The organism is Mesorhizobium sp. M0166, from assembly GCF_040322255.1.
GTDB lineage: Bacteria > Pseudomonadota > Alphaproteobacteria > Rhizobiales > Rhizobiaceae > Mesorhizobium.
The window spans coordinates 1-26028 of sequence record NZ_JAMYTD010000036.1 but is presented as its reverse complement, the minus strand read 5'-3'; the positions used below and the strand labels follow the sequence as shown (position 1 = coordinate 26028).

General features: G+C 63.4%; 31 protein-coding genes. 14 read left to right on the top strand and 17 right to left on the bottom strand.

Features of this window, described 5'->3' with window-relative positions; translation table 11 throughout:
- The first annotated feature begins 28 nt into the window (after window positions 1–28).
- On the top strand, window positions 29–1195 hold the full coding sequence (locus NKJ46_RS27310; protein ID WP_352669060.1) for an NAD(P)/FAD-dependent oxidoreductase: 1167 nt from the start codon (window positions 29–31) through the stop codon (window positions 1193–1195).
- Here the strand turns inward: NKJ46_RS27310 and NKJ46_RS27305 are convergent.
- From NKJ46_RS27305 to NKJ46_RS27290, 4 genes are all read right to left on the bottom strand, one after another.
- Complete coding sequence (locus NKJ46_RS27305) at window positions 1192–1680, bottom strand: SRPBCC family protein (RefSeq protein ID WP_352669058.1); 489 nt, start codon at window positions 1678–1680, stop codon at window positions 1192–1194. The two genes, NKJ46_RS27310 and NKJ46_RS27305, sit on opposite strands and share 4 nt — an antisense overlap.
- 38 nt (window positions 1681–1718) lie before the next feature.
- Entirely contained in the window at window positions 1719–2165 is a 447-nt protein-coding gene (locus tag NKJ46_RS27300) for an SRPBCC family protein (protein WP_352669055.1), read from the bottom strand.
- Entirely contained in the window at window positions 2165–2476 is a 312-nt protein-coding gene (locus NKJ46_RS27295; RefSeq protein WP_031213186.1) for an ArsR/SmtB family transcription factor, read from the bottom strand. Before NKJ46_RS27295 ends, NKJ46_RS27300 begins: the two co-directional genes overlap by 1 nt.
- Window positions 2477–2565: 89 nt before the next feature.
- Complete coding sequence (locus NKJ46_RS27290; protein WP_352669053.1) at window positions 2566–2991, bottom strand: GNAT family N-acetyltransferase; 426 nt, start codon at window positions 2989–2991, stop codon at window positions 2566–2568.
- A 168-nt stretch (window positions 2992–3159) separates the two neighbouring features.
- Here NKJ46_RS27290 and leuD point away from each other — a divergent pair, with 168 nt between their 5' ends.
- The 6 genes from leuD to NKJ46_RS27260 all read left to right on the top strand — a co-directional run bounded on the left by leuD (window position 3160) and on the right by NKJ46_RS27260 (window position 7423).
- Window positions 3160–3765: a 3-isopropylmalate dehydratase small subunit gene (gene leuD, locus NKJ46_RS27285; protein ID WP_352669051.1), complete on the top strand. Its 606-nt coding sequence runs from the start codon at window positions 3160–3162 to the stop codon at window positions 3763–3765.
- Window positions 3766–3825: 60 nt separating this feature from the next.
- Entirely contained in the window at window positions 3826–4755 is a 930-nt protein-coding gene (locus NKJ46_RS27280) for an Ivy family c-type lysozyme inhibitor (RefSeq protein ID WP_352669048.1), read from the top strand.
- A 124-nt stretch (window positions 4756–4879) separates the two neighbouring features.
- Entirely contained in the window at window positions 4880–5263 is a 384-nt protein-coding gene (locus NKJ46_RS27275) for a RidA family protein (RefSeq protein ID WP_352669047.1), read from the top strand.
- A gap of 51 nt (window positions 5264–5314) precedes the next feature.
- A complete protein-coding gene (locus NKJ46_RS27270) occupies window positions 5315–5665 on the top strand; it encodes a VOC family protein (RefSeq protein ID WP_352669121.1) in 351 nt (116 codons plus the stop codon).
- A 140-nt stretch (window positions 5666–5805) separates the two neighbouring features.
- A complete protein-coding gene (gene leuB, locus NKJ46_RS27265; protein ID WP_352669045.1) occupies window positions 5806–6909 on the top strand; it encodes a 3-isopropylmalate dehydrogenase in 1104 nt (367 codons plus the stop codon).
- A gap of 4 nt (window positions 6910–6913) precedes the next feature.
- On the top strand, window positions 6914–7423 hold the full coding sequence (locus NKJ46_RS27260; RefSeq protein WP_352669042.1) for a GNAT family N-acetyltransferase: 510 nt from the start codon (window positions 6914–6916) through the stop codon (window positions 7421–7423).
- Between the two features lie 279 nt (window positions 7424–7702).
- Here NKJ46_RS27260 and NKJ46_RS27255 read toward each other — a convergent pair whose 3' ends face one another.
- Both NKJ46_RS27255 and NKJ46_RS27250 read right to left on the bottom strand, forming a co-directional pair.
- Window positions 7703–8410 carry a DUF805 domain-containing protein gene (locus NKJ46_RS27255; protein ID WP_352669040.1) on the bottom strand — a complete coding sequence of 236 codons (708 nt, stop codon included), beginning with the start codon at window positions 8408–8410 and terminating at the stop codon, window positions 7703–7705.
- 87 nt (window positions 8411–8497) lie between these two features.
- Complete coding sequence (locus NKJ46_RS27250) at window positions 8498–10330, bottom strand: DEAD/DEAH box helicase (RefSeq protein WP_352669038.1); 1833 nt, start codon at window positions 10328–10330, stop codon at window positions 8498–8500.
- Window positions 10331–10531: 201 nt separating this feature from the next.
- Here NKJ46_RS27250 and NKJ46_RS27245 point away from each other — a divergent pair, with 201 nt between their 5' ends.
- The gene (locus NKJ46_RS27245) at window positions 10532–10681 is read left to right on the top strand and encodes a hypothetical protein (RefSeq protein ID WP_352669036.1); all 150 of its coding nucleotides are present in this window, start codon (window positions 10532–10534) and stop codon (window positions 10679–10681) included.
- A gap of 106 nt (window positions 10682–10787) precedes the next feature.
- Window positions 10788–11822, top strand: coding sequence for an aspartate-semialdehyde dehydrogenase (locus tag NKJ46_RS27240; protein WP_023680535.1), 1035 nt, complete (start codon window positions 10788–10790; stop codon window positions 11820–11822).
- A gap of 188 nt (window positions 11823–12010) precedes the next feature.
- Here the strand turns inward: NKJ46_RS27240 and NKJ46_RS27235 are convergent, their stop codons facing one another.
- The gene (locus NKJ46_RS27235) at window positions 12011–12418 is read right to left on the bottom strand and encodes an ACT domain-containing protein (protein WP_352669119.1); all 408 of its coding nucleotides are present in this window, start codon (window positions 12416–12418) and stop codon (window positions 12011–12013) included.
- A 260-nt stretch (window positions 12419–12678) separates the two neighbouring features.
- On the opposite strand from NKJ46_RS27235, the gene NKJ46_RS27230 reads away from it, so the two are divergent.
- Both NKJ46_RS27230 and NKJ46_RS27225 read left to right on the top strand, forming a co-directional pair.
- Window positions 12679–13089, top strand: coding sequence for a DoxX family protein (locus NKJ46_RS27230; RefSeq protein ID WP_352669033.1), 411 nt, complete (start codon window positions 12679–12681; stop codon window positions 13087–13089).
- A gap of 145 nt (window positions 13090–13234) precedes the next feature.
- Entirely contained in the window at window positions 13235–13498 is a 264-nt protein-coding gene (locus NKJ46_RS27225) for a YMGG-like glycine zipper-containing protein (protein ID WP_352669031.1), read from the top strand.
- A 71-nt stretch (window positions 13499–13569) separates the two neighbouring features.
- Here NKJ46_RS27225 and rpsP read toward each other — a convergent pair whose 3' ends face one another.
- The 7 genes from rpsP to NKJ46_RS27190 form a co-directional block, all read right to left on the bottom strand.
- Window positions 13570–13971: a 30S ribosomal protein S16 gene (rpsP, locus tag NKJ46_RS27220; RefSeq protein ID WP_352669029.1), complete on the bottom strand. Its 402-nt coding sequence runs from the start codon at window positions 13969–13971 to the stop codon at window positions 13570–13572.
- 50 nt (window positions 13972–14021) lie between these two features.
- Window positions 14022–14348 carry a chorismate mutase gene (locus NKJ46_RS27215; protein ID WP_352491671.1) on the bottom strand — a complete coding sequence of 109 codons (327 nt, stop codon included), beginning with the start codon at window positions 14346–14348 and terminating at the stop codon, window positions 14022–14024.
- Between the two features lie 7 nt (window positions 14349–14355).
- On the bottom strand, window positions 14356–15969 hold the full coding sequence (ffh, locus tag NKJ46_RS27210; RefSeq protein WP_352669027.1) for a signal recognition particle protein: 1614 nt from the start codon (window positions 15967–15969) through the stop codon (window positions 14356–14358).
- A 409-nt stretch (window positions 15970–16378) separates the two neighbouring features.
- Window positions 16379–17347 carry a CPBP family intramembrane glutamic endopeptidase gene (locus NKJ46_RS27205; RefSeq protein WP_352669025.1) on the bottom strand — a complete coding sequence of 323 codons (969 nt, stop codon included), beginning with the start codon at window positions 17345–17347 and terminating at the stop codon, window positions 16379–16381.
- 147 nt (window positions 17348–17494) lie between these two features.
- Window positions 17495–18097: a DUF1236 domain-containing protein gene (locus NKJ46_RS27200; protein WP_352669022.1), complete on the bottom strand. Its 603-nt coding sequence runs from the start codon at window positions 18095–18097 to the stop codon at window positions 17495–17497.
- Between the two features lie 63 nt (window positions 18098–18160).
- Window positions 18161–19255 (bottom strand): zinc-binding metallopeptidase family protein, encoded by a 1095-nt coding sequence (locus NKJ46_RS27195; protein WP_352669020.1) that lies wholly within the window; start codon window positions 19253–19255, stop codon window positions 18161–18163.
- Between the two features lie 90 nt (window positions 19256–19345).
- The gene (locus NKJ46_RS27190; protein ID WP_352669018.1) at window positions 19346–20593 is read right to left on the bottom strand and encodes a flavin monoamine oxidase family protein; all 1248 of its coding nucleotides are present in this window, start codon (window positions 20591–20593) and stop codon (window positions 19346–19348) included.
- A 185-nt stretch (window positions 20594–20778) separates the two neighbouring features.
- On the opposite strand from NKJ46_RS27190, the gene NKJ46_RS27185 reads away from it, so the two are divergent.
- Window positions 20779–21579: a lytic murein transglycosylase gene (locus NKJ46_RS27185; protein ID WP_352669117.1), complete on the top strand. Its 801-nt coding sequence runs from the start codon at window positions 20779–20781 to the stop codon at window positions 21577–21579.
- A gap of 323 nt (window positions 21580–21902) precedes the next feature.
- Here NKJ46_RS27185 and NKJ46_RS27180 read toward each other — a convergent pair whose 3' ends face one another.
- Window positions 21903–23126, bottom strand: coding sequence for an argininosuccinate synthase (locus NKJ46_RS27180; RefSeq protein ID WP_352669015.1), 1224 nt, complete (start codon window positions 23124–23126; stop codon window positions 21903–21905).
- Window positions 23127–23295: 169 nt separating this feature from the next.
- Between NKJ46_RS27180 and NKJ46_RS27175 the strand changes: the two genes are divergently transcribed.
- Window positions 23296–23937 (top strand): LysE family translocator, encoded by a 642-nt coding sequence (locus tag NKJ46_RS27175; RefSeq protein WP_352669013.1) that lies wholly within the window; start codon window positions 23296–23298, stop codon window positions 23935–23937.
- A gap of 57 nt (window positions 23938–23994) precedes the next feature.
- Here NKJ46_RS27175 and NKJ46_RS27170 read toward each other — a convergent pair whose 3' ends face one another.
- Together NKJ46_RS27170 and rlmN are read right to left on the bottom strand one after the other, a co-directional pair.
- Entirely contained in the window at window positions 23995–24447 is a 453-nt protein-coding gene (locus tag NKJ46_RS27170; RefSeq protein WP_352669011.1) for a hypothetical protein, read from the bottom strand.
- Window positions 24444–25676, bottom strand: a complete 1233-nt coding sequence (gene rlmN, locus NKJ46_RS27165) for a dual-specificity RNA methyltransferase RlmN (protein ID WP_352669009.1) — start codon at window positions 25674–25676, stop codon at window positions 24444–24446. Before rlmN ends, NKJ46_RS27170 begins: the two co-directional genes overlap by 4 nt.
- A 160-nt stretch (window positions 25677–25836) precedes the next feature.
- On the opposite strand from rlmN, the gene NKJ46_RS27160 reads away from it, so the two are divergent.
- Window positions 25837–25974, top strand: a complete 138-nt coding sequence (locus NKJ46_RS27160) for a hypothetical protein (RefSeq protein ID WP_352669007.1) — start codon at window positions 25837–25839, stop codon at window positions 25972–25974.
- The last annotated feature ends 54 nt before the right edge of the window (window positions 25975–26028 follow it).

The window sequence follows — 26028 nt, the reverse complement described above, 5'->3', positions numbered from 1 at the left end:
CGGCGGTTCAGATCGGAAGGGCGAAAAGGTGCATTACGACATCGTCATCATCGGCGGAGCCATCGTCGGCTCCTCGGTCGCCTATTATCTGCGCGAGGAAGGATTTTCGGGCTCGATCGCGCTTGTCGAGCGCGACCCGCAATTTTCCCATGCGGCGACCACGCTGTCCTGCGCCTCCATTCGCCAGCAGTTCTCGATCCCGGAAAACATCCGGCTGTCGCAGTTCACGCTGAAACTATTCCGGCGGTTGAAGGACGAGTTTGGCGCGGACGCCGATATCGGCTTTCGCGAAGGCGGCTATCTCATCCTTGCCGGCGAGAACAGCCTGTCGATCCTGCGGGCCAATCACGAGGCGCAGATGGCCGAGGGCGCCGACATCGTGCTCGAGGATGCCGAGGCGCTCGTCCGCCGCTTTCCGTGGCTGTCGGTCGAGGGCATCTCCGCTGGCGCCTATGGCCGCAGCGGCGAAGGCTGGTTCGACGCGCATGCGATGCTGATGCTGTTCCGCAAGGCACTGCGAACGAAGAACATCGACTTTATCACGGCGTCGGTGACCGGTATCGAGCGGCAGGGCGAGCGCGTCACCGGCGTGATCCTCGACAATGGCGAACGGCTCGGGGCCGGCACCGTCGTCAACGCCGCCGGGCCGAATGCCGGCAAGGTGGCGGCAATGGCCGGGCTGGCGCTGCCGGTGGAGCCGCGCAAGCGCAACGTCTTCGTCTTCGAGGCGCGCGAAAAATATGACGACATGCCGCTGCTGGTCGACCCGAGCGGCATCTATGTCCGGCCGGAAGGCTCGGTCTACATCACCGGCGGCGCCGAGCCGGAAGATGGCGAAGGACCAGCCGATCCCGCCGACTTCGACCCCGACTGGCCGCTGTTCGAAGAGGTGATCTGGCCGGTATTGGCGACCCGCATTCCAGCCTTCGAGGCGATCAAGCCGACGCGCGCCTGGGTCGGCCATTACGACTACAACACACTCGACCAGAACGCGGTGATCGGCCCGCACCCCGAGGTCGGTAATTTCCTCTTCGCCAACGGTTTTTCCGGTCACGGCCTGCAGCAGGCGCCGGCGGTCGGCAAGGCGCTGGCCGAGTTTCTGGTGCATGGCGGCTATCGCACGGTGGATTGCTCGGCGTTCGGGTATAGCCGTGTCGCTGAGGGGCGGGCGTTCAGGGAGTTGAATGTGATTTAAAGCTGGCGCGAAGGTCTGTTGCTTGGTGGATTAAGCCGCCACCAAGCCGCCCGCACCAAGATACGCCTGAAGCCAGCCCAGCACCCTGCCCCACCCTTCCGCATGCTCGGTTGCGGCGTGACGCGCGTGCCGCCGGCGATTGGCTCCAGCAACCAGGCGACTTTGGTTTCGCGGCGGCCAAGCGTCGGATGATCCCAGTCGTATCTGCGCGTCTGCACGATCCGGCGCGGCTCCTCGATCTCCAGGAATTCACCGCTGGCGGGCAGGTGGCTGCCGGCCGCCGTCTCGACGGTGACGCTCCAGCGGCCGCCGACGCTGAGGTCGGCCGCCCATCCGGTCATCCGGTAGGTCTTGGCGGAGCCCCACCAGCGCTCGACCTCGCGTGTAACGAGCGCGTCAAAGATCCGCTCGGGCGGCGCGCAAACATCGGCGCTCGCCATCACGGTCTCGCCATTTGTCATGCTGTGCACCGCGGAACCGTGCATCACCTGTCCTCCGGAAACGTTTCGCCGCCGAAATGACTTCAAGCCTTCGACGCCGGGCGCGACAGCCCTTTGCCGGTTTCGAGCAGGCTCTTCAGACTGGACAGGATGAGCGGCCAGCCGTTCGCCACATGGCCGAGCAGCTTGTGCGGCCCATCGGCTTCGTGTGTGACGGCGAGTTTCATCATCTCGCCCTCCTGCTCGATGGCGAAGGTGCAGCGTGTGTAGCCGTCCGCCTTGACCTCGGGCATGAACTCGTTGCGCCATTTGAGCACGATGCGCCTGGGTGGATCGATCTCGAGCACCTCGCCGCTGTCGGTGATGCGGCCGTCGGTGTAAACCATCTTCCACGCCGAACCTTGTTTCCAGTCGCTCAGCATCTGGGCGCCGAGGAAATATTGCCGCTGGAACTCCGGCTCGGTCAGTGCTTGCCAGAGTTTTTCGGGCGAAGTGCGGATGTAGGTGACATAAACGAAAATGTTGCTCATCAGTCTTCCCTTTCGAGACGTTTCTTCAAATCGCTGAGGGCGCCCAGTCGCCCCCGCTCGAATTTGCCGATCCAGCGTTCGGCGATCTCGTTGATGGGAACGGGATTCAGATAATGTTGCTTCTCGCGTCCCTTGCGGATGGTGGTGACGAGGTTTGCTTCTTCCAGGATCGCCAGATGCTTGGTCACCGCCTGGCGCGTCATGTCCATCTCACCGCACAGCGCGTTCAGCGTCTGTCCGTTCCTGGCATGAAGGCTGTCCAGCAATCGCCGGCGTGTCGGGTCGGCCAAGGCGCGAAAGACGGCATCCATGCTCATGGCTCTAATATGCAACCATTTGGTTGCATGTCAAGAGGCAGAACCCTAGCCAATGCGCGGGTTGAGGTCGCTGGGAGTGGATTTCAGCGCTTGCGGCCGAACCAGAATGCGTTGGGCATGCGCTCCATGCCGATACGCTTATAGAAGCCGACGGCGTCGGGCATGGAGATCAGGCTGATGGCAACGGAAGGTCCGAGTTGCCGGCGTGCCTCATCCATCAGGCCCTTGCCGATACCCAGCCCTTGCGCCGATGCAGAAACCGCGAGCTCGGAGATATAGCAGACCCAGGAAAAGTCGGTGATGCCGCGAGCGACACCAACCAGCGGCTTGCCCGGTGCATCGATGCGCGCGGTGAGCACCAGGTCGGCACTCGTGAGCATCGCCTTCAAACGGGCATGATCATCGACGGGCCGTGTCTCGCCGAGGCCGGATTCCACCAGCACGCGGCGGAACTCGGCGGTGCCGAGGCCCGGTTCGCTGGCGTAGAGGACCTTGGATCGCGTTGTCATGTCGATAAAAGTGCACCATGGGCCGGTGATTTTGAAGCTGTTTTGTACCGATCTTGTGTTTTCGATCGACGACGGAAGTCCAAAAACAGCCGTCTTTTATTTGCCCGCGGCATTGTGTAAACCGGGCGCCAGCAATTCCCCGCAATGAGAAGAAGACGGGCAAGAACCATGGAAAAATTCACCAAGCTCACCGGTGTCGCCGCGCCGATGCCGATCGTCAATGTCGACACCGACATGATCATCCCCAAGGATTATCTCAAGACGATCAAGCGCACCGGGCTCGGCACCGGCTTGTTCGCCGAAATGCGCTACAAGGACGACGGTTCGGAAAACCCGGACTTCGTGCTCAACAAGCCAGCCTACCGCAAGGCGCAGGTCCTGGTCGCCGGCGACAATTTCGGCTGCGGTTCGAGCCGGGAACACGCGCCGTGGGCGCTGCTCGATTTCGGCATCCGCTGCGTCATCTCGACCTCGTTCGCCGACATTTTCTACAACAACTGCTTCAAGAACGGCATCTTGCCGATCACCGTCAGCCCGGAAGATCTGGAGAAGCTGATGGACGACGCCTCGCGCGGTTCCAACGCGACGCTGTCGGTCGATCTCGAGGCCAAGGAAATCCGCGGGCCGGACGGCGGCGTGGTCAAGTTCGATCTCGACGAGTTCAAGCGCCACTGCCTCTTGAACGGCCTCGACGATATCGGCCTGACCATGGAGAAGGCCGGCGCCATCGCTTCGTTCGAGAAGAAGAACGCCGAGCTGCGGCCCTGGGCCTGAGCGGTACGATGACCCGGCCGCGACAGGCCGGGTTCGTGGAGGCTGAACGGAGGGACAGTCATGACACGTTCGCTTCTTGCCGGCGCCTGCGCGCTGGCGTGGATTCTGATGACGATGGCTGGCGCGCATGCACAGACCGACACGGTGCTCGTGCCGGCTGACGATGCGCCCGGCACGGCCGCCGACCAGGGCGCGTTGAGCAATGCGGCCCTAGCCGACGATGACAAGCAGGCGCCGATCCCGTTCGAGGGCGGCCAGCTGACCATCACCCAGGAGGAAGAGTACGGGGAACGCGTGCTCGCCTTCGACGGCAGGGAACTGGCGCGCAATTACGACGTCTTCTTCGACAAGATCGTCGAGGTCGGCGGCGCCAAGGTGGCGCTGGTCGATGTCGGCGACGGCGGCAACCAGTGCGGTCCGGCCAAGGTGATCGTGTGGAAGCCGGAAGGCGGCACGATCCAGACGGTCACGGTCGAGCAGGACGAATGCGGCGCGCCGCCGGCCGCGATCTCCGACAGCGCCATCTATTTCGTGCCCTATCTGCTGCCGGGTGATTCCAAGCCGGCGCTGCAATGGTCGCCGACGGACGGACTGACGATGTCCGGTAATCTGACCTACATGCCGGAGCCGGGCACCGACTGGAAAGACGTCGATCCGTCGAAATACGACAACATCATCGACGCCTTCCACAATGAAGCGGTCTACAAACTAGCCGAGACGCTGCTCGGCAAGGACATGCCCGACATGGCGACCAGCCTTCTGGTCGGCGGCGGCACCGAGAAAACCGCCTCGGGCGCCTTCTTTGCCAGCGGCTGCGTGCCGCATGATTGCGGCGGCAATGACGGCTTCATGGCCGTCGACCCGGTCAACCATAAGCTCTATTTCGCCAGGCGCGGCGACAAGCCCGAGCCGGACGCGTGGCCAGCGGTGAGTACATGGCCGGCCGACGTCAAGGAAGCGCTGGACAAGGCGCTGGGGTCGCCGAATTAGAAATCGTTCTGCCGCGATCCTTCGCGCCCCCCTCTGTCCTGCCGGACATCTCCCCCACTTGGGGGGAGATCGGCCGTCATCGCCGCTTTCACCAAACGGCCCACGCTGAAAAAAGGAGGACACCATGCGAAAACTGATCTCCACCGGTTCGCCCTTCGAGAAGACCGCCGGCTATTCGCGCGCCGTGGTGCAGGGCGACTGGTGTTTCGTGTCCGGAACGACCGGCTACGATTATGCGACCATGTCGATGCCGGAGACCGTCGAGGCACAAACGCGCAATTGCCTGGCGACGATCGCCAAGGCGTTGCGAGATGGCGGCTTCGAAATGGCTGACGTGGTGCGGGCACATTACTATATCACCGATGCGGCTTTCGTGGATGTGGTGTTCCCGATCCTCGGCGAGGCGTTTGGCGAGATCCGGCCGGCGGCAACGATGATCGTGTGCCAGCTCAACAAGCCGGAAATGAAGATCGAGATCGAGGTGACGGCGCTGCGGCGCACAGCCTGATGCCTGTCACGGTTGCGACAACGACACGGTTAGAACGAGGATCGGCCCATGGTGAAGGTCAGACGCATCGTTGCAAACATAGACACGCAGGATATCGCGGCGGCAAAACCCTTCTATCAGGATGTGCTCGGTCTTGACGTGCTGATGGATCAAGGCTGGATTACGACCTACGGCTCGCAAGAAACAATGACCGTACAGGTCAGCTTCATGGCCCAAGGTGGCTCCGGCACGCCGGTGCCTGACCTGTCGATCGAGGTCGACGATGTCGATGCGGCGCTGGAAGCGATGAAGGCCACCGGCTTCGTCATCGAATACGGGCCGGCGGACGAACCCTGGGGTGTGCGGCGCTTCTTCGTACGCGACCCGTTCGGCAGGCTGGTCAATATCCTCTCGCATCTGTAGGCGATTTGTCTTGAGCACCGGATTTTCCCAAAACCGGTTTCCGCTTTTGGGTCCGATGCTCTGAACCGCAGGCTTGCGCGCCGGCCGCTTGGCGTTTAGCAAGGCCGCGTTCATGCGCTAAAACAATCGGGACGGTTCTCATGGCTTCGAAAAATCTTCTCCTGCTTGCCGGCGACGGCATCGGCCCCGAGGCGATGGCCGAGGTGAAGAAATTGATCGCCGCCATGAACGACAGGTTCGGCAGCGATTTCGTCACCGACGACGGGCTGGTCGGCGGCTGCGCCTATGACGCGCACGGCGCGGCGATCTCCGATGCCGACATGGCCAAGGCGATGGCCGCGGACGCGGTGCTGTTCGGCGCCGTCGGCGGGCCGAAATGGGATGCGGTGCCTTACGAGGTGCGCCCGGAGGCGGGTCTGCTGCGGCTGCGCAAGGACATGGAACTGTTCGCCAATCTTCGACCCGCCATTTGCTACCCGGCGCTGGCGGCGTCCTCCTCGCTCAAGCAGGAGGTGGTCGAGGGGCTCGATATCCTGATCGTGCGCGAGCTCACCGGCGGCGTCTATTTCGGCGAGCCGAAGCAGATCATCGACCTCGGCAACGGCCAGAAGCGCGGCATCGACACCCAAGTCTACGATACGTTCGAGATCGAGCGCATTTCGGGCGTTGCCTTCGAATTGGCGCGCACGCGCAAGAACCATGTCACCTCGATGGAAAAGCGCAATGTGATGAAATCAGGCGTGCTGTGGAATGAGGTCGTCACCCAGACGCACAAGGCCAGGTATGCCGACGTCAAGCTCGATCACATGTTGGCCGATGCCGGCGGCATGCAGCTGGTGCGCTGGCCGAAGCAGTTCGACGTCATCGTCACCGACAATCTGTTCGGCGACATGCTGTCCGACATCGCCGCCATGCTGACCGGCTCGATCGGCATGCTACCGTCGGCCTCGCTCGGCGCGCCGGATGCGAAGACAAAAAAGCGCAAGGCGCTCTACGAGCCGGTGCACGGCTCGGCGCCCGACATTGCCGGCAAGGGCATCGCCAATCCGATCGCCATGATCGCCTCCTTCGCCATGTGCATGCGCTATTCCTTCGGCATGGTCGAAGAGGCCGACCGGCTGGAAGGCGCGATCGCCGCGGTGCTCGACCAGGGCTTGCGCACCAGGGATATTCATTCGCCGGGGATGACCGAGGTCGGCACCACCGAGATGGGCGACGCGATCATCGCCAAGTTCCTGGGCTGATCCTGTGGCGGTCGACGTCCGCTGGGCGGCGACCGGGGATGCCGCGGCACTCGCCGCCATGCTTTGCGAAATGGCGGTGCATTACCGGCAGCCGCCACTCGACGCCAGCCAGGCTTTGTCGGCGGCGCAGAAATGGCTTGGCGACGAAAGCCCGGCCTATCCGCATTTTGCGCTCGCCTTGGTCGATGGTGAAGTTTGCGGGCTGGCCTCAGTTGCGATTGCGCATCCCGGCATCGATCTCGAACGGCTGCTGTTCCTCAAGGACCTATTCGTACGCGATGATGCCCGCAATGGCGGTGTCGGTCGAGCGCTGATGGCATTCCTCGCCGGCCATTGCCTGCGCGCTGGCATCGGCCGCATCGACCTGACCACCGAGGACTGGAACGAGCGTGCGCTGCGCTTCTACGACGGACTCGGCGCCGAGCGGCATGGCCAGAAAGTCTTCCTCAGGCTTTCGAGCGAGGCGCTGAAGGCGGTCGCGGCTGGTTCCTCGACACGATCTTGGAAGCCCTAAATTTGGAGATTGGCCGAAACATCTCCCTCTTCGTCATCCTAGGGCGAAGCAAAGAGCGAAGCGACGCGGCGCAGACCCCAGGATCCATGCCGTTACCCGGCGGCAAGTGCTCGGCCGACCAGACCGAGTGCTTCTTCGTGGTGGATATGAGCGCCATTCTGAACCGCTGCGTTCCTCGGCTTATGTCGCGGCATGGATCCCAGGGTCTGCGCTCCGCTTCGCGTCGCTCCGCCCTAGGATGACGAAGGCGTGGCGGCTGGCGACCCAATCGCGGAGGTACTAAGTCCCGACACCCGCCGGCACCGGACCCCACTGGTTTTCGCGCGGCTGGGTCGGGATCAACGCAAAGATCAGGATGATCACGGTGCCGAAGGTCGGGATCAGGAAAAGCAGGAAGAGCCAGCCGGTCAGGCCGATATCGTGCAGGCGACGCACGTTGAGCCCGAACCACGGCAGGGCTGTCGCCAGCAGGAAGAGGCCGGAGAGGCCGACCGTCACCGCCGGCAGTTCAGCGGTATTGCCCATGGCGTCGTCGATAAAGACACCGATGCCTATGACCACGAGCAGCGCGATCGTCCAGAACAGGCAATAGCCCCAATATTCCTTGCGGCGGGCACGGCCGGCGAAGTTGAAGTAATTCTCGGTCAGACCCAGCCAGAAATAGTTCCACAGGCCGGCGGATTCGGCCGGACCGGTTTCAGCGGAACGGCCGAAATGTTGCGGCTGACCTGCCGCTTGCGTATTGCCGGCCTGAGATGGCGCGGCGGCTGCAGGGGAGGCGTCGGCGGGCGCACTGGCAGGTTGGGCGCGGACCGAAAAAACATTGCGCGCCCGTCCGCCAGCCGGCTGGAATTCGACGGTCGTGCCTCCGGCAACCGATGCTTCGCGGCGCAAATCTTCGCGCGCCAAAATGTAGCGGTTGCCGTCCGCTCCGGTGATGAAACCGAAACCCTGGTCTTCGTCGTAATGAAGAACTTCGCCGCGCATGCCTTGCCCCCGATTGCCCCGACCCAGACTGTGCAAAGTTCCGGCAGACCGCAAGGGGGGCGTGCGGACATGGAGAGTGCCGGCTATCTACCCCGGCCGTTTCTTCGATTTCTTGTGTTTCGCCGGTCCGCCTTCGAACTTCGCCTTGGCCGGTTTCCCGGCCCAGGGCTTTGCCTCGAATGCCGGGCGCTGGTCGGCCGGTGCGCGCTTCTCGAATTTGGGCGCGTTCTGATCGAAGGTGCGCTTGCCGCGGTGCGGCTTCTTGTCGGGCCGTGGTTCCTGATAGCCGGCCCGCGACAGATCCGGTGTGCCGTCCAGCCGCTTGACCGCAATGTTGCCCTGCAGCTTGTGGTCGGGACCGATCGCAGCGAGGAAGCGCTCGGCCCAGTCCGCCGCGATCTGCACGAAGGTTTCCTCCGGCTGCATCTTGATGGCGCCGATCTCGCGCTTGGAAATGCCGGCTGTCCGGCACAGCATCGGGATCAGCCAGCGCGGCTCGGCATTCTGCCGGCGTCCGACCGACAGCGAGAACCAGACGCTGTCGCCGAAATCGTCGCGGCGGCTCGGTGCCTCGTCCCGGCGCGCAAATTTTTCGCCCGACGGCGTGAACGGCGCCACGTCGAGAAGGTCCTCCGGCGCCGAGCGGCTGGAGCGGCACATCCGCACGAAGGCGGCGGCGACCTGTTCGGGTCCGTGCTGATCGAGAAGCGCCTCAACGAAGCCGCGCTCCTCATCCTTCACAGGCTCGCTGAAGACTGGATCAGCGAGAATGCGCTCGTCGTCGCGCCGTATCACGTCGTCGGCCGAGGGCGGGCTTGCCCAGGTCGCCGCAAGGCCGGCACTTTGCAGTAGCCGCTCGGTGCGCTTGCGGGCATTATTGGGCACGATCAGCGCGCTGACGCCCTTGCGTCCCGCCCGTCCCGTTCGTCCGCTTCGGTGCAGGAGCGTCTCCGGGTTGGTCGGCAGGTCAGCGTGGATGACCAGCTCGAGGTTGGGCAGGTCGATGCCGCGCGCCGCGACGTCGGTGGCGATGCAGACCTTGGCGCGGCCGTCACGCATCGCCTGCAGCGCGTGGCTGCGCTCGTTCTGGCTAAGCTCGCCGGACAGCGCCACGACGGAAAAGTTGCGGTTGTTGAAGCGCGCCGTCAAATGGTTGACGGCGGCGCGCGTGTTGCAGAACACCAGCGCGTTCTTGGCTTCGTAAAAGCGCAGCACGTTGATGATGGCGTTTTCGCGGTCCGCCTGAGCGACGCTCAGCGCCCGGTATTCGATGTCGAGATGCTGCTTTTCCTCGCCGGAGGCCGAGATGCGCACAGCATCGTGCTGGTAGCCCTTGGCCAGCGTGGCGATGGAGCGCGGCACAGTGGCGGAAAACATCAGCGTGCGGCGATCGGCGGGTGCCGCGTCGAGGATGAATTCCAGATCCTCGCGAAAGCCGAGATCGAGCATCTCGTCGGCCTCGTCGAGCACCACTGCCTTGAGCGCCGACATGTCGAGCGAATTGCGGGTGATGTGGTCGCGCAGGCGGCCGGGCGTGCCGACGACGATATGGGCGCCACGCTCCAGCGCGCGCCGTTCGGTGCGCATGTCCATGCCGCCGACGCAGGACGCCACCGTGGCGCCGGTCAGTTCGTAGAGCCATTCCAGCTCGCGCGTTACCTGCAGGGCCAGCTCCCGCGTCGGCGCCACGGCCAGCGCCAAAGGTGCCGCGGCATGGGAAAAGCGCTCCGCGCCATCGAGAAGGGTCGGCGCCAAGGCCAGACCGAAGGCGACGGTCTTGCCGGAGCCGGTCTGGGCCGAAACCAGCGCATCGGCCTGGCCAAGCTCGAGAACCGCCTTCTGCACCGGCGTCAGCTCGACATAGCCGCGTTTTTCCAGCGCCTTTGCCAGCGCGGGAACAATAGCTTCGAAATTGGACATCTTGCTCTTTCGAAATTCGGATTCTGAATACCCGGCGACGGGTCAAATGTCGGCAAGCGCCACGGACGGGCGCCACGAGCCAGACGATGCTCGTTCGTACTTCGTTCCGCCGCCATTGTACAGGGCGGGCGGGTCGGCCTGGTTGCGATTGACTCTGGACGCAAACCGCGTAAAAGCCGGCACCGAACGGGATAGTTTTCGATGCGCGGCCTTCTGATGGCGCTCCTTGCATTCGACATCTCCGGCCCCAATGCGAACCATTGGGCCGGGCGCGTCGCTGCGTCTCCTCGTTCCAGCAAAATCACGTTGTTGCTCAAAAAAACCGGCAAAACGACCACCAAAACGGTCTGATTCCCTTGGCCTAACCACCCTCTCCCGGGTCCGGCCCGGGGGTTGAAACCCGCATCGGCCGGCGGGTTTTCTCCAGAAAACGAGCGGAGAGGGACAGGAGATTTCGATGAGTTTCAAGGTTGCGATCGTCGGCGCCACGGGCAATGTGGGCCGGGAAATGCTCAACATACTGGAAGAGCGCGGCTTTCCGGTGAGCGAGGTGGTGGCGCTGGCCTCGCGGCGCAGCCAGGGCACGGAAGTGTCGTTCGGCGACCGCACGCTGAAGGTCAGGGCGCTCGACCAATATGATTTTTCCGACACCGACATCTGCATCATGTCGGCCGGCGGCAACGTCTCCAAGGAATGGTCGCCGAAGATCGGCAAGCAGGGCTGCGTCGTCATCGATAATTCGTCGGCCTTCCGTTACGACCAGGATGTGCCGCTGATCGTTCCGGAAGTGAACCCGGATGCGATCTCGCTGTTCACGCGCAAGAACATCATTGCCAACCCGAACTGCTCGACGGCGCAGCTGGTCGTGGCGCTGAAGCCGCTGCATGACGCGGCCACCATCAAGCGCGTCGTCGTCGCCACCTACCAGTCCGTCTCCGGCGCCGGCAAGGAAGGCATGGACGAATTGTTCACGCAGACGCGCGCGGTGTTCGTCGCCGACCAGGTCGACGTCAAGAAGTTCACCAAGCGTATCGCCTTCAACGTCATCCCGCATATCGACGTCTTCCTCGACGACGGCTTCACCAAGGAAGAGTGGAAGATGGTGGCCGAGACCAAGAAAATGCTCGACCCCAAGATCAAGCTGACGGCGACCTGCGTGCGCGTGCCGGTGTTCATCGGCCATTCGGAAGCGGTCAACATCGAGTTCGAAAAGCCGATCACCGCCGATGAGGCGCGTGAGATCCTGCGCGAGGCGCCGGGCTGCCAGGTCATCGACAAGCGCGAGGACGGCGGCTACATCACGCCGCTGGAATCGGCCGGCGAGGACGCCACCTTCATCTCGCGCATCCGCGAGGACTCGACCATCGACAACGGCCTGTCGATGTGGATCGTCTCCGACAATCTGCGCAAGGGCGCGGCACTCAATGCGGTTCAGATCGCCGAGCTGCTGGTCGAGCGCGGGCTGATCCAGCCGAAGAAGAAGGCGGCATAACTTTTCGCTCACGGGCCGCATCGCCGCTTCGCGGCTGGCCCTCCGCGGGGCGCCGGATAACCGGCGGCCCGCGGTCGCGGGCTCGGCTTTCGGCCGTTCGCGCCCTTCTCCCCGTTCGCGGGGAGAAGGTGCCGGCAGGCGGATGAGGGGCAGCGCCGGCGTCTCAAATAGGCAGCAAGGCGCCGGCGTCACAGCCGGTTCTCCTCCACCAGGTCCAGCAGCAACCCCAGCGCCTCCTCCGCCCGGTCGGCGGGCACGAACAGGTGATCGTGGTAGAAGGCCGAGACCGGATTGACGCCGATGCCGGCCGCGGCCAGTCGCGCGGTGATGGCGGCGAGGAAGCCGACCGCTTCCAGCGACGAATGGACGTTCAGCGTCAGCATCCGGCAGCGGAACACGGTTTTCAGGCCAGCGGCCTTAGCCTGCTCTTCAAGCACGATCAGCGTCATGCCCTCGCGCTCGCGAAATAGCATCACCGGGTGGAGCCTGTCGGGAACGGGCGCATCGGGTGGCAACGTGGTGAAGACATGAACGCCGGCAAGCAATTCCGGCGTCATCGCCGCCAGCAACTGTTTCAGGTCGGTCTCTCCGGCCATCGGTTGCTTTCGTTGTACGATCAGGCGGCGGCTGCCGTCGAGCGCTCGGAAGATTCCCTTGCGGATTTCCAATAACGCTCTCCACCTCACGCCGCAAGGTGGACTTGGCCAGGTTCGTTGCCGGCGGAACTTGCATTTCCGAGGTCGCCGTCCCCCGGAGTGAAAAAGAACTGGAGGCATGTCGGATCGCCGTTATGGGCCGCGTCCTTGGTTCGAGCTGGCGAAGGACCCAGTGCTCACAACGACCGGAGGGAACATCAATGACCATGTCTCAGGCAGCACCCGTCTCACCGCGTGCCCTGTGGGCCGGCCGCGTGCTCAGCGCCGTCATCGTGCTGTTCATGATCTTCGACGGCGTCATCAAGCTGCCGCCGCTCGAAATCGTCACCCAGACCATGATGCAGCTCGGCTGGCCAGCCGATGCCAATGTCTCGCGCATGCTCGGCGTCATTGGATTGGTCTCGACCGTGCTTTACGCGCTGCCGCGCACCTCGGTGCTCGGCGCCATCCTGCTCACCGCCTATCTCGGCGGCGCCGTCGCCACGCATGTGCGTATCGGCAGCCCTTTGTTCTCGCACATACTGTTCGGCGTCTATCTCGGCGCCATCCTCTGGGGTGGCCTGTATCTGCGCGATCCAAGGGTGCGCGCGTTATTCCCGTTCAGCCAATAGCGGCGATTTCGAAAGCCGTTCGATGGTGGCCACGCCGCCAGAGCGGGCGCGATCCGCAGCCGATCTTCTTCTTTGGATCAAATCGCCCGGTTGTGAGTTAGGGGGTGCAGCGGCGAGGACGGCACCCTGTTGGAGAGGAACGACAATGAAAAAGCTGATGATCTTGATGGCCTTGCTGGTGCCGCTCGGTGCCTGCTCCCGTACTGAGCAAGGCGCGGCAGTTGGTGGCCTGGGCGGTGCGGCGATCGGCGCTGCGGTGGCCGGCAACCCAACCAAGGGCGCGGTGATCGGCGGTGCGGCCGGCGCTTTGGCCGGTGCGCTGATCGGCCGTGCCAGCGAAAGCGGCCAGTGCCGTTATCGCGATCGTAATGGTCGTGTGTACGTTGCGAGCTGCCCAGAGGGCTATTGATCGGGCCGCAATCATGCGGATGAACAGCAAAACGGCGGGCAAGGCCCGCCGTTTCGTGTTGTGGAGATGCTTTATTCGGCGCTGGCGGCTTCCGCCTCGGCCGGCGCGGCTGCAGCGGCGGCAACGGCCGCAGCGGCATCTTCCTGCGCCTTCTTCAGCAAGGCTGCGCGCTCCTGCGCCTTCTTGCCGGGCTCGGCCTTCTTCGGGTTGGAGCGGGCGTCGCGCTTGGCGATGCCGGCTTCATCGAGGAAGCGCAGCACGCGGTCGGTCGGCTGAGCGCCATGCGCCAGCCAATGCTTGACGCGCGCGGCGTCGACCTTGACGCGTTCGCCGTCCTTGGGCAGCAGCGGATTCCACGAGCCGAGCGACTCGATGAAACGGCCGTCGCGCGGCGAACGCGCGTCGGCGACGACGACATGGTAATAGGGACGCTTCTTCGAGCCCGCACGGGCCAATCGGATCTTCAGTGGCATTTCTTTTCTCCTAAAAGGTCTAACTTGGTTGATCGGTTGGTGGCTGGTCCTCAGCCGGTTTTTGTCACGCCGTTGGATGCGGCGATCTGCTCGTGATGGCGGATCACTTCGCGGACGACGAAGTTCAGGAATTTCTCCGCGAAATCCGGGTCGAGATGGGCGTCCTTGGCCAGTTGGCGAAGACGGGCGATCTGCTGCTGCTCGCGCGCCGGGTCGGCAGGCGGCAGGCCATGTTCCGCCTTCAGCACGCCGACTGCCTTGGTGCAGCGGAAGCGCTCGGCCAGCATGTGGATCAGCGCAGCGTCGATATTGTCGATCGAGGCGCGATAATTGGCCAGCGCCGCACGCGCATCCGCCATGTCCTTCTCTTCGTTCATGGCGCCCTCACTTCTTCTTGCCGAGGCCAGGCAGCCCGCCACCGCCCGGCAGGCCGGGAAGTTTCATGCCGCCGGGCAGCCCAGGCAGGCCACCGCCACCGGGAAGACCACCGGGCAGGCCCTTCATGCCGCCGAGCCCGGCCGCCTGCGCCTGCTTCTGCAAGGCTTCGAGCTGCTTGGGGTCCATCTTGGAGAGATCCGGCATGCCGCCGCCCATCATGCCGCCTCCGGGACCGCCTGGGCCGCCAGGCATCATGCCGCCGAGCCCCATCTTGGAAGCGAGCCCGCCCATCATGCCGCGCATCAGGCCGCCGCCTTTGCCCTTGCCGCCCATCGCCTTCATCATGTCGGCCATGCCGCGATGCATCTTCAACAGTTTGTTGATTTCGGCAGCGTCGGTGCCCGAGCCGGCGGCGATGCGCTTCTTGCGCGAGTGCTTCAGAATATCGGGGTTGGCGCGCTCGGCCTTGGTCATCGACGAGATGATGGCGAGCTGGCGGCCGAACATCTTGTCGTCGAGACCGGCGGCGGCCATCTGGTCCTTCATCTTGCCCATACCGGGCATCATGCCCATGATGCCGCCCATGCCGCCCATTTTCGACATTTGCTGAAGCTGGCCGGCGAGGTCGTTCAGGTCGAACTTGCCCGATTGCATCTTCCTGGCCATCGCCGCCGCCTGTTCGGCGTCGATGTTCTCGGCTGCTTTTTCGACGAGGCTGACGATGTCGCCCATGCCGAGGATGCGGTCGGCGATGCGCTTGGGGTGGAATTCCTCCAGCGCGTCCATTTTTTCGCCGGTGCCGATCAGCTTGATCGGCTTGCCGGTGACGGCGCGCATCGAGAGCGCCGCACCACCGCGGCCGTCGCCGTCCATGCGGGTCAGCACGAGGCCGGTGATGCCGACGCGCTCGTCGAAGCTTTTTGCCAGATTGACGGCGTCCTGGCCGGTCAGCGAATCGGCGACCAGCAGGATCTCGTGCGGCGACGACATCTTCTTGATGTCGGCCATCTCGACCATCAAGGGCTCGTCGATATGAGTGCGGCCGGCGGTGTCGAGGATGACGACGTCATGGCCGCCAAGCTTGGCCGCCTGCACGGCGCGGCGGGCGATATCGGCCGGCGTCTGGCCGGCGACGATCGGCAATGTCGCGACCTTGACCTGCTCGCCGAGCTGGCGGAGCTGCTCTTGCGCGGCGGGACGCCGCGTGTCGAGCGAGGCCATCAAAACCTTCTTGTTTTGACGATCGGTGAGGCGCCTGGCGATCTTGGCCGAGGTCGTCGTCTTGCCGGAACCTTGCAGGCCGACCATCATGATGACGACCGGCGCCGGTGCATTGAGGTCGATGGCGACGCCCTCGGCGCCGAGCATCTCGACCAGCTCGTCATGGACGATCTTGACGACCATCTGGCCGGGCTTGATCGACTTGACCACGGCGGCGCCGACGGCCTTCTCGCGCACCTTGTCGGTGAACGAACGCACCACTTCCAGCGCCACGTCGGCCTCGAGCAACGCACGGCGGACCTCGCGCAGCGCCGCCGAGACATCAGCCTCCGACAAGGCGCCGCGGCCGGTGAGGCCGTTCAGGATGGAGCCAAGGCGCTCTTGTAGGGACTCAAACATTGGTCAACCCGCCGCGCGACAGCGCCTTGGATTCATTTTGATCCCTGTCGGGCCGATGGCCCTCCACGCCTCTTGTGCGTTCCTGTAGCGATTCAAACATTCTTTTTCCTTTTCCCTGGCACCCGGATGATGCCCGAGAGGTAATGCGTTCGCGCCGACTGTCCAAGCAAAAGCCGGTCCGGGCAAAGCCCAAAGCCAAAAAGCACCCGGGGGCGCACAGCGCTGCCGGGTGTTGGCCTCCGGGATCGATTTACAGCACTTCACCTCAAAGAGGTTTCGGCGTCCCGGTCGGTTTGCTCGGAGGAATACTCGTCGCGGAATTCGCGGCGTGTAGACAGGAAATCGGCCGCAGAGTCAAGCTTTGGTCAGCTTTGCGCCAAATATGCCCAGGACGACCAGGCAAGACGCATCAGCGCACGCCGCCGCCGCGCGCCATATCCGGCTCGACCTTCAGTGGTGAACGCGGATGCAAAAGCAGCAGAACGGTCAACAGGCTGCTGACGATCCCTATCGCAGCGATGAGGGCGGCATCTAAAGTCGTCCAGCCGGCGGCTTCCAGCGGCTTGGCGTTGAACAGGGCGAAGGAATTATAGCTTTGCTGGTGCGAAATCAGCAGGAAGCCGGTCAGATTGTTGCCGAGATGGGCCCCGAAGCCGGCACCGAGATTGCCGGTTGCATAGACCAGAAGCGTCAGCAACAGCGCAAAGGCGGCGATCGAGGCCAGCACGCAGGCATTGATCGCAGCGCTCGAACCTGGGCTCCAGTGCAGGGAGGTGAACAGCAATCCCGGCAGCAGCGCCCAGATGAAAGGGTTCTGGAACCGGCTGGCCAAGCCCCTGAGTAGATAACCGCGAAACAGCATCTCCTCCGACGAGGTCTGAAGAAAGGTCAGGGCGGCGATCGGGATCAGGAACAAAAGCCACGAAGACAAGCCGATCGCGCCGCGCGCGATGTCGGGCTGCAAACCATAAAGCAGGATCTCGGAAAGCAGCGAGGTGATCAGCACCGCGGCCAGCCCTTTCAGGAACCCCGACCACGAAATGCGCCGGCTGACGCCAATCAGGGCGGTCAGCTTCTCGCGATGGATCCAGCGCATGGCAGCCCAAAGACCGAGCCAGATTCCGGCAAATGAAGCCAACGCCGCGAGGATGCCCGCCGGAGAGGCCATGAAATCCTGCACCGCTCCTCCACCTGGCGGGGCGGTGCCAGATGATGCCTGCCAAACGGCAAAGGCATAGGTGCCGCCGAACAGCACGGCGGCAGTGGTTCCGAGCCAGAACAAGATGACGACCGCCGTTCCAAGCAGAAGCCGCGGCAAAGTGGTCTTGTTGTTGGCGGTGTGCCGGTACTGTTGGAAGGCGGTTGGGTCGATCGTCACGCGGGCTCGCTGGCGGGTGCTTCGGCTCGCAAGGTCTAGAACATCGGTCCCAATGTGGAAACCGGTATTGCAGCGGCAACACCGGTCTGTGGCAATGTCGGGAGTGCGAGCGGCCGCCATTACAGGGCGACCGCCCTGTTTGTATCGTCAGCGCACGACGTACACGATACGCCGGCTGCCCGGATCGACCAGTGCCGGCTGGCCGTTCACATAGACGTAGCGGTAATCATAGTCCGGAATCTCGCGCAGCTCGACGGTGTCAGGCAAGGTCGCGCCCGTCACCACCTCGCCCTCGAGATAGACCGGATCGAGCCGATGCGTACGGACATAGGTACGGATCTCGGCCGGCGGTCTCCGGATAGGCTCGATCGCCTCGCCGGCGACGATCGCTCCGGTATAGCTGTCGGAATATTCGACGCTATCGGCGGGCGGCGTCACGATGGCAATGTCGGCGCTGGCCGGACGCTGTGTCAGGACCACACGGCTGCCGCCGAAATCGGCCGTCACATAGTCGGAATAGACCCAGCCCTGGCCGTTGGCCTCGGCGATGGTGCACCATTTGCTGTTGGCGATGCAGCCGTCGAGCGTCGCCGACTGGCCGGCCGCGAGCACGCCGATCACCGGATATTGCGGGCCGGGGCCGGCGCGTACATTGAGATCAGTGATGGCCGAGACGGCGGTGTCGGCCAAAGCAGAGCCCGACATCGCCATGAGCGCTCCGGCCACCGCCGGAAACAATTTGCGTTTCATGGTCTTCTCTCCGTTTCACAGTCCCTTGGGACGGAAAACGAAGCAAAGCCGCATGCGTTCCGGCTAAAAGGCTTCCGCCGGCTCACGATTTGTTCCAGTCGTTTTCGGCAGGTCGGTCAAAAGCTGGTGAACAAAAGCAAGTTTTTGCGCCGCCACGTCCGAGATGACGAAGGGATAGAGATCGGGCAGGCCCATGCAGCGGTTGATCGAGTTGGACGCCTCCGACAGCACCAGCCAGCGGTCGAGAATCCTTTCGAAAGGCTCCGGCCTGGCGGCGGGTTCCGATGGTGCCGGCTGCAGCTTGCCGCCGGTATCGGTGCGCGGCAGCTCGTTGGTTTCAACGGTTTCCAGCCGGCCGAGCGGGAAATTCAGGGCATGCACCATCTCCAGCGTGTCGGTGATGTGCATGTGATGCGCCCATGTCTCGGCCCAGTCCTCCCATGGGTGCGACGTCGCATAGGCCGAGATATGGCGCTGCTGCCAGTCGGGCGGCGCGCCATCGGCATAATAGGTCTTGAGCGCCTGTTCGTAGTCGGCGCGCTCGTCGCCGAACAAGGCGCGAAAACCGGCAAGCTTTTGCGGATCGCCGCGTATCAGGCGGTCCCAATAGTAATGGCCGAGCTCGTGGCGGAAATGGCCGAGCAGCGTGCGGTAGTTCTCGCCCATCTCGACGCGCCGCCGCTCGCGCTCAGCCGAATCCGCCTCGGCGACGTTGAGCGTGATCCGGCCGTTGTCGTGGCCGGTCAGGATACGCTCGCCGCCGGGACCGCCGCCGATCGGATCGGCAAGAAAATCGAAAGCGAGGCCGATCTCGTCGCCAACGTCCTGCTTGGGTGCGATCGGCAGGCCGAAGGCGAGCAGCGAATACACGGCACGCTTCTTTGCCGCCTCGACACGGATCCAGCGGCGGCGGTTGCCGTCGACCGACAGATCCGGGATCAGTTGGTTCAGCGCACAGGCGCGGCAGAAGGCGTGGCCGGGCTCCGCCATCCAGTTGCAGGCGCATTCGTCGGCATTGGTGCAATGGAAGACGTCTGCGCCGGACAGCGCGAAGCGCGCATGCTCGGGATCGTAGAGCACGAGGCTGGCGCAGTTCAGGCATTGCGCGTTCTCGAAATAGAGACGGTGGCCGCAATGCGGGCAGTCGAAAAGCTTCATTGGCGTCTCAAATCATTCGAAATGCGGAGGACGATACGAGCAGGAGAAGGCCAAACGCCTGTCAGCTGCCCACGTTCCTGCCGGCAGATGCTATTTTGCCGCAAGGTGGGCGACGACCTCCTTGGCCACTGCCTCGCCCGACAATCTGGCGCCGCCGCAGGTCTGCATCAGCGGACCGGCCAAATGCTCGCCGGCGAAGAAGATCTTTTCCGCCACCGGCTGCATCAAAGTGGCGCGCGCTTGCGAGCGGCCGGGACGCGCCGCCGCATAGGCGCCGCGCACGAACCGCTCAGCGCCCCAATTGGTCATCATTGCGCGTCCGACATGCTTTCGTATGTCGCCGCCAAAGATGCCGCAGAGCCGGTCGACGACGAAGTCGATGCCGGCCGCCTCGCCCGCCGCCGATATCTCCCAAGCGAAATCGCCGCCGACGAAACCGACCATCAGATCGAGGTCGAAAGGAAAGCAGAGGAAGTAGATGTCGTGCCGGGCCAACCGCTCGATCAGCAAATCGTCGAACGGCTCCAGGCCGAGCCTGGTACCGGATATTTCCACCGGCAGCTTGGTCAGCATGCCCATCGGCAGGTCGAAGAAGGCAGCGAAATGCGCATCGGGGAGTGCAGGCGAGAACGCGATCTCCTCGAAGGCGAGCACTGCCGGCGAGGCGGTGACGATGGCCGCATTGGCGCGGATGGTACCGCGATCGGTGACGCAGGCCACGCCCGGCTCATCCCAGACGATCTTGCGCACAGGCGTCGACAGTTCCACCGGCACATCGGCACCGAAGCGGGCAACCAGCGTACCGAAGCCTTCCCTGGTGAAATAGTTCGGATCGAGATCGGCGGCGGCCTGAAAGTCGCGGATCGATATCTCGTCTCCGTCGGCGCCGAAATCCATCGGCCCGGCGAAGGTTGCGGCGGCGCGCGGCGCCTGTCCCTTGGCGAGCAATGCCGAAAGACGGTCGTCGTCGCCTTCCCTCACCTGATGTGCCGCCACGGGCTCGAACAGCCTTGCGTCGGCCACCTTCATCGCGGCCTCTTCGGCTTCGCTTGCCTTTCGCTCGCGGTAATAGAGATGATCGACATTCATGTCGTGGTGATGAAGCGTCCAGGCGGCGGCCTTCGCCTCGGGAAAGTAGGGATTGCGGTCCGCGGCATGCAGCCAGGCGCAGCCGATGTCGAACGGCACGCCGAAATGCTGGTCGCTGGTCCAGGCGCGGCCGCCAATGCGGTTCATCGCTTCCAACAATTTGAAGGAAAAACCGGCGGCGCGCAGGGTCTTGGCAGCCGAAAGCCCGGCTGAACCGGCGCCGATGATCACGACATCAACGTCTTCCATGCTTATTCTGTCCCCGCCACAATAATTACTTGATCGCAGGCAAATTCCCGGGCGTCCGCCAGTGTGGTGGATTTGAAGTTCCTGCTGTATTGAGTGCATCGGCGCAGCGCCGGGACAGTGACAAGCAGGTGTTTCGCTGGCAAATTCGCAATTGGGAACATGATTCAGGCAACCAGGAGAGCAGCATGGCATTTCTTGCCAAGGGGAAGATGTTTGTAGTGGCCACGGTGGTGGCGGTGCTTGCGCTGGCGACGAGCGCGCAGGCGGCGGCCAGTTGCGGCAAAAACGGCGCCGGCTTCGAGGCGTGGAAACCGGAGTTTGCCGCGGAGGCGAAGGCCGACGGTGTCGGCTCGAAGGGTCTGGCCGCTCTGGCTCGCGCAACCTACGCGACAAAGACGATCTCCGTCGACCGCGCCATCCATAAGGCTTTCAGCGGCTCGGTGGAAGCTTTCATGAAGCGCCGTGGCGCGTCCGCGATCATTGCCAGGGGCCGTGCGCTGAAGAAGGCCAATGCCGCGCTGTTCGACAAGATCGAACAGAATTACGGCGTGTCGCCGGGTGTGTTGCTCGCCATCTGGGGCATGGAGACCGGCTTCGGTTCCGCCATGGGCAACCAGAATACGGTCTCCGCCATTTTAACGCTGGCCTATGACTGCCGCCGTCCGGAATTCTTCTACCCTCATGCCATTGCAGCCCTGAAGCTGGTTGATCGCGGAGCGCTGAGCGCCTCGTCGGTCGGTGCCGCGCATGGCGAGATTGGCCACACGCAGTTCCTGCCCGGAAATGTTTTGACATATGGCGTAGGCAACAAAAATCTGCGCGACAAGGCCACTGCGTTGGCTTCTACCGCCAACTTCCTCAAGGGTCATGGTTGGCGGCCGGGTGCCAGCGCGCAGGCGAATATCGGCGCAATTGCCGGCTGGAATTCGGCGAGCGTCTATCAACAGGCCATCGCCCGCATGGCCACGGCGATCGATGCCGACTGACAGGGACCTCCAGAGCTTTGTCTTAACGCAATTCCGGACGGAAAACCGTTTCACACTTTTCCTGGAATTGCTCTATTCGACAGAAAGCCCGGCCAAGCGCCGGGCTTTCTATTTCACGTGGAGCGCGTAGGAGCAGCCGGCGAGCACCTTGCCGGGACGTGAATCAACGGTTGAGACATTGAGCGTGACGCGCGTGCGCCGCGTCGCTTCGCTCCTTGCTCCGCCCTGGGATGACGAAGTGAGAGGTGGCCTGTGGCTAATCGCCAGCGTGGAGAGGGCGGATGCCAGTCAAAGAGCCAAATCCCTCGGTGCGGAGGAACAGGCTAGCCTTTACGACTACGCGCCGCCAGCGTGCGCAGCCTGAGCGCGTTGAGGCGGATGAAGCCTTCGGCGTCCTTCTGATCGTAGGCGCCGCGGTCGTCCTCGAAAGTGACCAGCGCATCGGAATAGAGCGTCTTCCTCGACTTGCGGCCGGTGACAATTACGTTGCCCTTGTAGAGCTTCAGCCGCACGGTGCCTTCGACGTCTTCCTGGCTCTTGTCGATCATCGCCTGCAGCATCAGCCGCTCGGGCGCGAACCAGAAGCCGTTATAGATCAGCTCGGCGTAGCGCGGCATGAACTCGTCCTTGAGATGGGCGGCTCCGCGGTCGAGCGTGATCGATTCGATCGCCCGGTGGGCTGATATCAGGATGGTGCCGCCGGGGGTCTCGTAGACGCCGCGCGATTTCATGCCGACGAAACGGTTCTCGACCAGATCGAGCCTGCCAATGCCGTTGTCGCGGCCGAGATCGTTCAGCGCCGCCAGCATCGTTGCAGGCGACAGTTTCTTGCCGTTGAGCGCAACCGGGTCGCCCTTGAGGAATTCGATCTCGATCTCGGTGACCTCATCGGGCGCATCCATCGGCGAGATGGTGCGCTGGTGGACGAATTCGGGCGGCTCGCTCCACGGGTCTTCCAGCACCTTGCCCTCGGAGGAGGAGTGCAGCAGGTTGGCATCGACCGAGAAAGGCGCATCGCCCTTCTTGTCCTTCGGCACCGGGATCTGGTGCTGCTCGGCGAAATTGATGAGATCGGTGCGCGACTTGAACGACCAATCGCGCCAGGGCGCGATGACCTTGATGTCGGGATTGAGTGCATAGGCCGACAGCTCGAAACGCACCTGGTCGTTGCCCTTGCCGGTGGCGCCATGGGCGATCGCATCGGCGCCGGTCTCCCTGGCGATCTCGACAAGATGTTTCGAGATCAGTGGCCGGGCGATCGAGGTGCCGAGCAGATACGTGCCTTCATAGACAGCGTTGGCGCGGAACATCGGGAAGACGAAATCGGATACGAACTCCTCGCGGACATCGACGATGCGGATATCCTTGATGCCCATCATCTCGGCCTTGCGCCTGGCCGGCTCCAGTTCGCCACCCTGGCCGAGATCGGCGGTGAAGGTGACGACCTCGGCGCCGAGCTCGGTCTGCAGCCATTTCAGGATGATCGAGGTATCAAGGCCGCCGGAATAGGCGAGCACGACTTTCTTGACGGCTTTTGCTTTCGACATGGTGGGCGGTTCCGCGACAGGGGTTCTTCGCGGGCGAGGTATCACGGCGTTTTAGGCCAGCGCAAGGGACGAACGATGCCTGGACCAGATGCTGTATCGCCCAGAGGCTGGCGAGAATACGGCTCTTGCGGTATGGCTGCGCCGTCTTTTTGCCGCACCGAGACGAGCCATGTCCTTCATCCCCGACAGTACGACGCTTATCCAGTTCTCCATCGCCACCTTCATCCTGGCGATCACGCCTGGGCCTGATATGACGCTGTTCGTGTCGCGCACGCTGAGCCAGGGCCGCGCCACCGGCTTTGCCTCAATGGCCGGCGCCTTGTGCGGCACGCTGATCCACACCACGCTGGTGGTGGTCGGCGTCTCGGCGCTGATCGTCGCCTCGCCGATGGCGTTCTTCGTGCTGAAAATTTTCGGCGCCGGGTACCTGGTCTTCCTGGCATGGCAGGCGATCACAAAAGGGTCGGCGTTTTCGCCGGAGAAGAAGAGCGGGCCGAGAATCTCGCTGTTCCGCAGCTGGGCGGCTGGGCTCGGGGTCAATCTCCTCAACCCGAAGATCATCCTGTTTTTCATGACCTTCCTGCCGCAATTCGTCTCCGCGCATGATCCCAACGCGCCGGGAAAGCTGTTCTTCCTCGGCGCGATGTTCGTCGTGCTGGCGATCCCGGTGACGGCGCCGATGGTGCTGGCGGCGGAAAAGTTCTCGGCCGCGATGAAATCCAGCCCGCGCGTGACGCGCGTCGTCGACTATCTCTTTGCCGGAGTTTTTTCGGCCTTCGCGCTCAAGATCCTGTCGGCCCAGGCGAAATAGGGCGCATTCCTGCTTGACCATGCTCTTTTCCGAAAAACCGGCCTCCACTTTTCGGGATCATGGTCCAATCTGACGCCAGCTTCCGGCCGAGCGCCCGGCGCTCAGCCAGTAGAAAATGCCGCCGACCATGCCGCAGCCGATCACCGCCAGCATGACGCTGGTATTGGTAACCTCGAAATTGGCATCGGCCGTCTGGTGGACGAAGCCGAGGAAGACCGCCGAGACCACAGCACCCGCCAGCGCATAGAACAGCCAGTCACGCCGGCCAAGAATCTCGGAGACGAGGATGGCGATGGCGGCCGGCATGAAGGCGAAATAGGCGACGAACAGCGCGACGAAGGGGATTGAAAACCACAGCGACGCCTGCGCCGCCGGTTGCGCCTCGTCCGTCATCAACCCAAGAGACGCCAGGAACATGATGTTAAGGAAGGCGCTTGCCGCCAGCGAAGCAACGCCATAGCCGACAAGGATGACGGCGAAGCGGATCAGATAGGCGACGACGCGATTCACGCCTCGCCATGCCCTGCGATCATCATCGCTTCCAGCGCCAGCCGGTCGACTTTGCGCATGCGCTCGGAGTCCGACTTGAGCTGGCCGCAGGCGGCGAGGATGTCGCGGCCGCGCGGCGTGCGGATCGGCGAGGCATAGCCGGCATTGTTGATGTAGTCGGCGAATTTCTCGATCGTCTCCCAGTCCGAGCACTGGTAGTTGGTGCCCGGCCACGGATTGAACGGGATCAGATTGATCTTGGCCGGAATGCCCTTGAGCAACTTGACCAGCGCCTTGGCGTCTTCGATGGAATCGTTGACGTCCTTCAGCATCACATATTCGAAGGTGATCCGCTTGGCGTTGGACAGGCCGGGATAGGCACGGCAGGCAGCGATCAGCTCGTTCAGCGGATACTTCTTGTTGATCGGAACCAAAAGGTCGCGCAGATCGTCATTGGTGGCGTGCAGCGAGATCGCCAGCATGACGCCGATCTCCTCGCCGGTGCGGAAGATCTCGGGCACGACGCCCGATGTCGAGAGCGTGATGCGTCTCTTCGAAAGGGAAAGCCCGTCGCCGTCGGATGCGATCAGCAGCGCCTTCTTCACCGCCTCGAAATTGTAGAGCGGCTCGCCCATGCCCATCATGACGACGTTGGACACTTTCCGGCCCTCGGCCGGCACGATGGCCCCGTCGGGCGTATCGCGGTCGGGGAAATCGCCGAGCCGATCGCGGGCGGTCAAAAGCTGGGCAAGGATTTCCTCGGCGGTCAGGTTGCGCACCAGTTTCTGCGTGCCGGTGTGGCAGAAGGAGCAGGTCAGGGTGCAGCCGACCTGCGAAGAGATGCAGAGGGTGCCGCGGCCTTCTTCGGGAATGTAGACGGTCTCGATCTCGACCGGCCGGCCGGCGCCGCGCGGCGGAAAGCGGAACAGCCATTTGCGCGTGCCGTCGGAGGAAATCTGCTCCTCGACGATCTCGGGCCTGACAACGGTGAAATGCCTGTCGAGCGCGGCGCGCAGATCCTTGGAAATGTTGAACATGCCGGCAAAATCGGAAACGCCGCGCACATAGATCCAATGCCAGAGCTGCTGGGCGCGCATTTTCGCCTGGCGCTCCGGCACGATGCCGGCAGCGACAAGGGCGGCCCCAAGTTCGGCGCGCGTCAAGCCGATCAGCGAGGGCTTTTCAGGCGCCGTGCGGGTGCGCAACGCGTCACGCGCGCCTTCGGCGGTAAGATCGAATGAAAGGGTCATTGTTGCACTGATATAAGCGATTTGCGGCCGAATACAGCATCGTGCCCGAAATGAAGCGCGGCGCATAGCACAGGTTAGCGGCGGAGTCATGCCGGGTGCGCAAGCAAGGGCAGGGCTTCAGAAAAGGCTGGCGTCCAATTTTGCGTTGGAGACAACCAAATTGGCGACCTCGGCGCTGCCCTCATCCGGCGGCGACGTCAGCGCCATTCCCGCAGCGCTGGCAATCAGCGAAAACTTCTATGCGGCGCTCTTTCTCCCCGTCACCATACCTATCGGATTCACACATTTTGCAGATTGAGTTTGGTTCCGTACTTGATGGCGTGGAATTCGGCGAGGCCGATGCGCATGACCT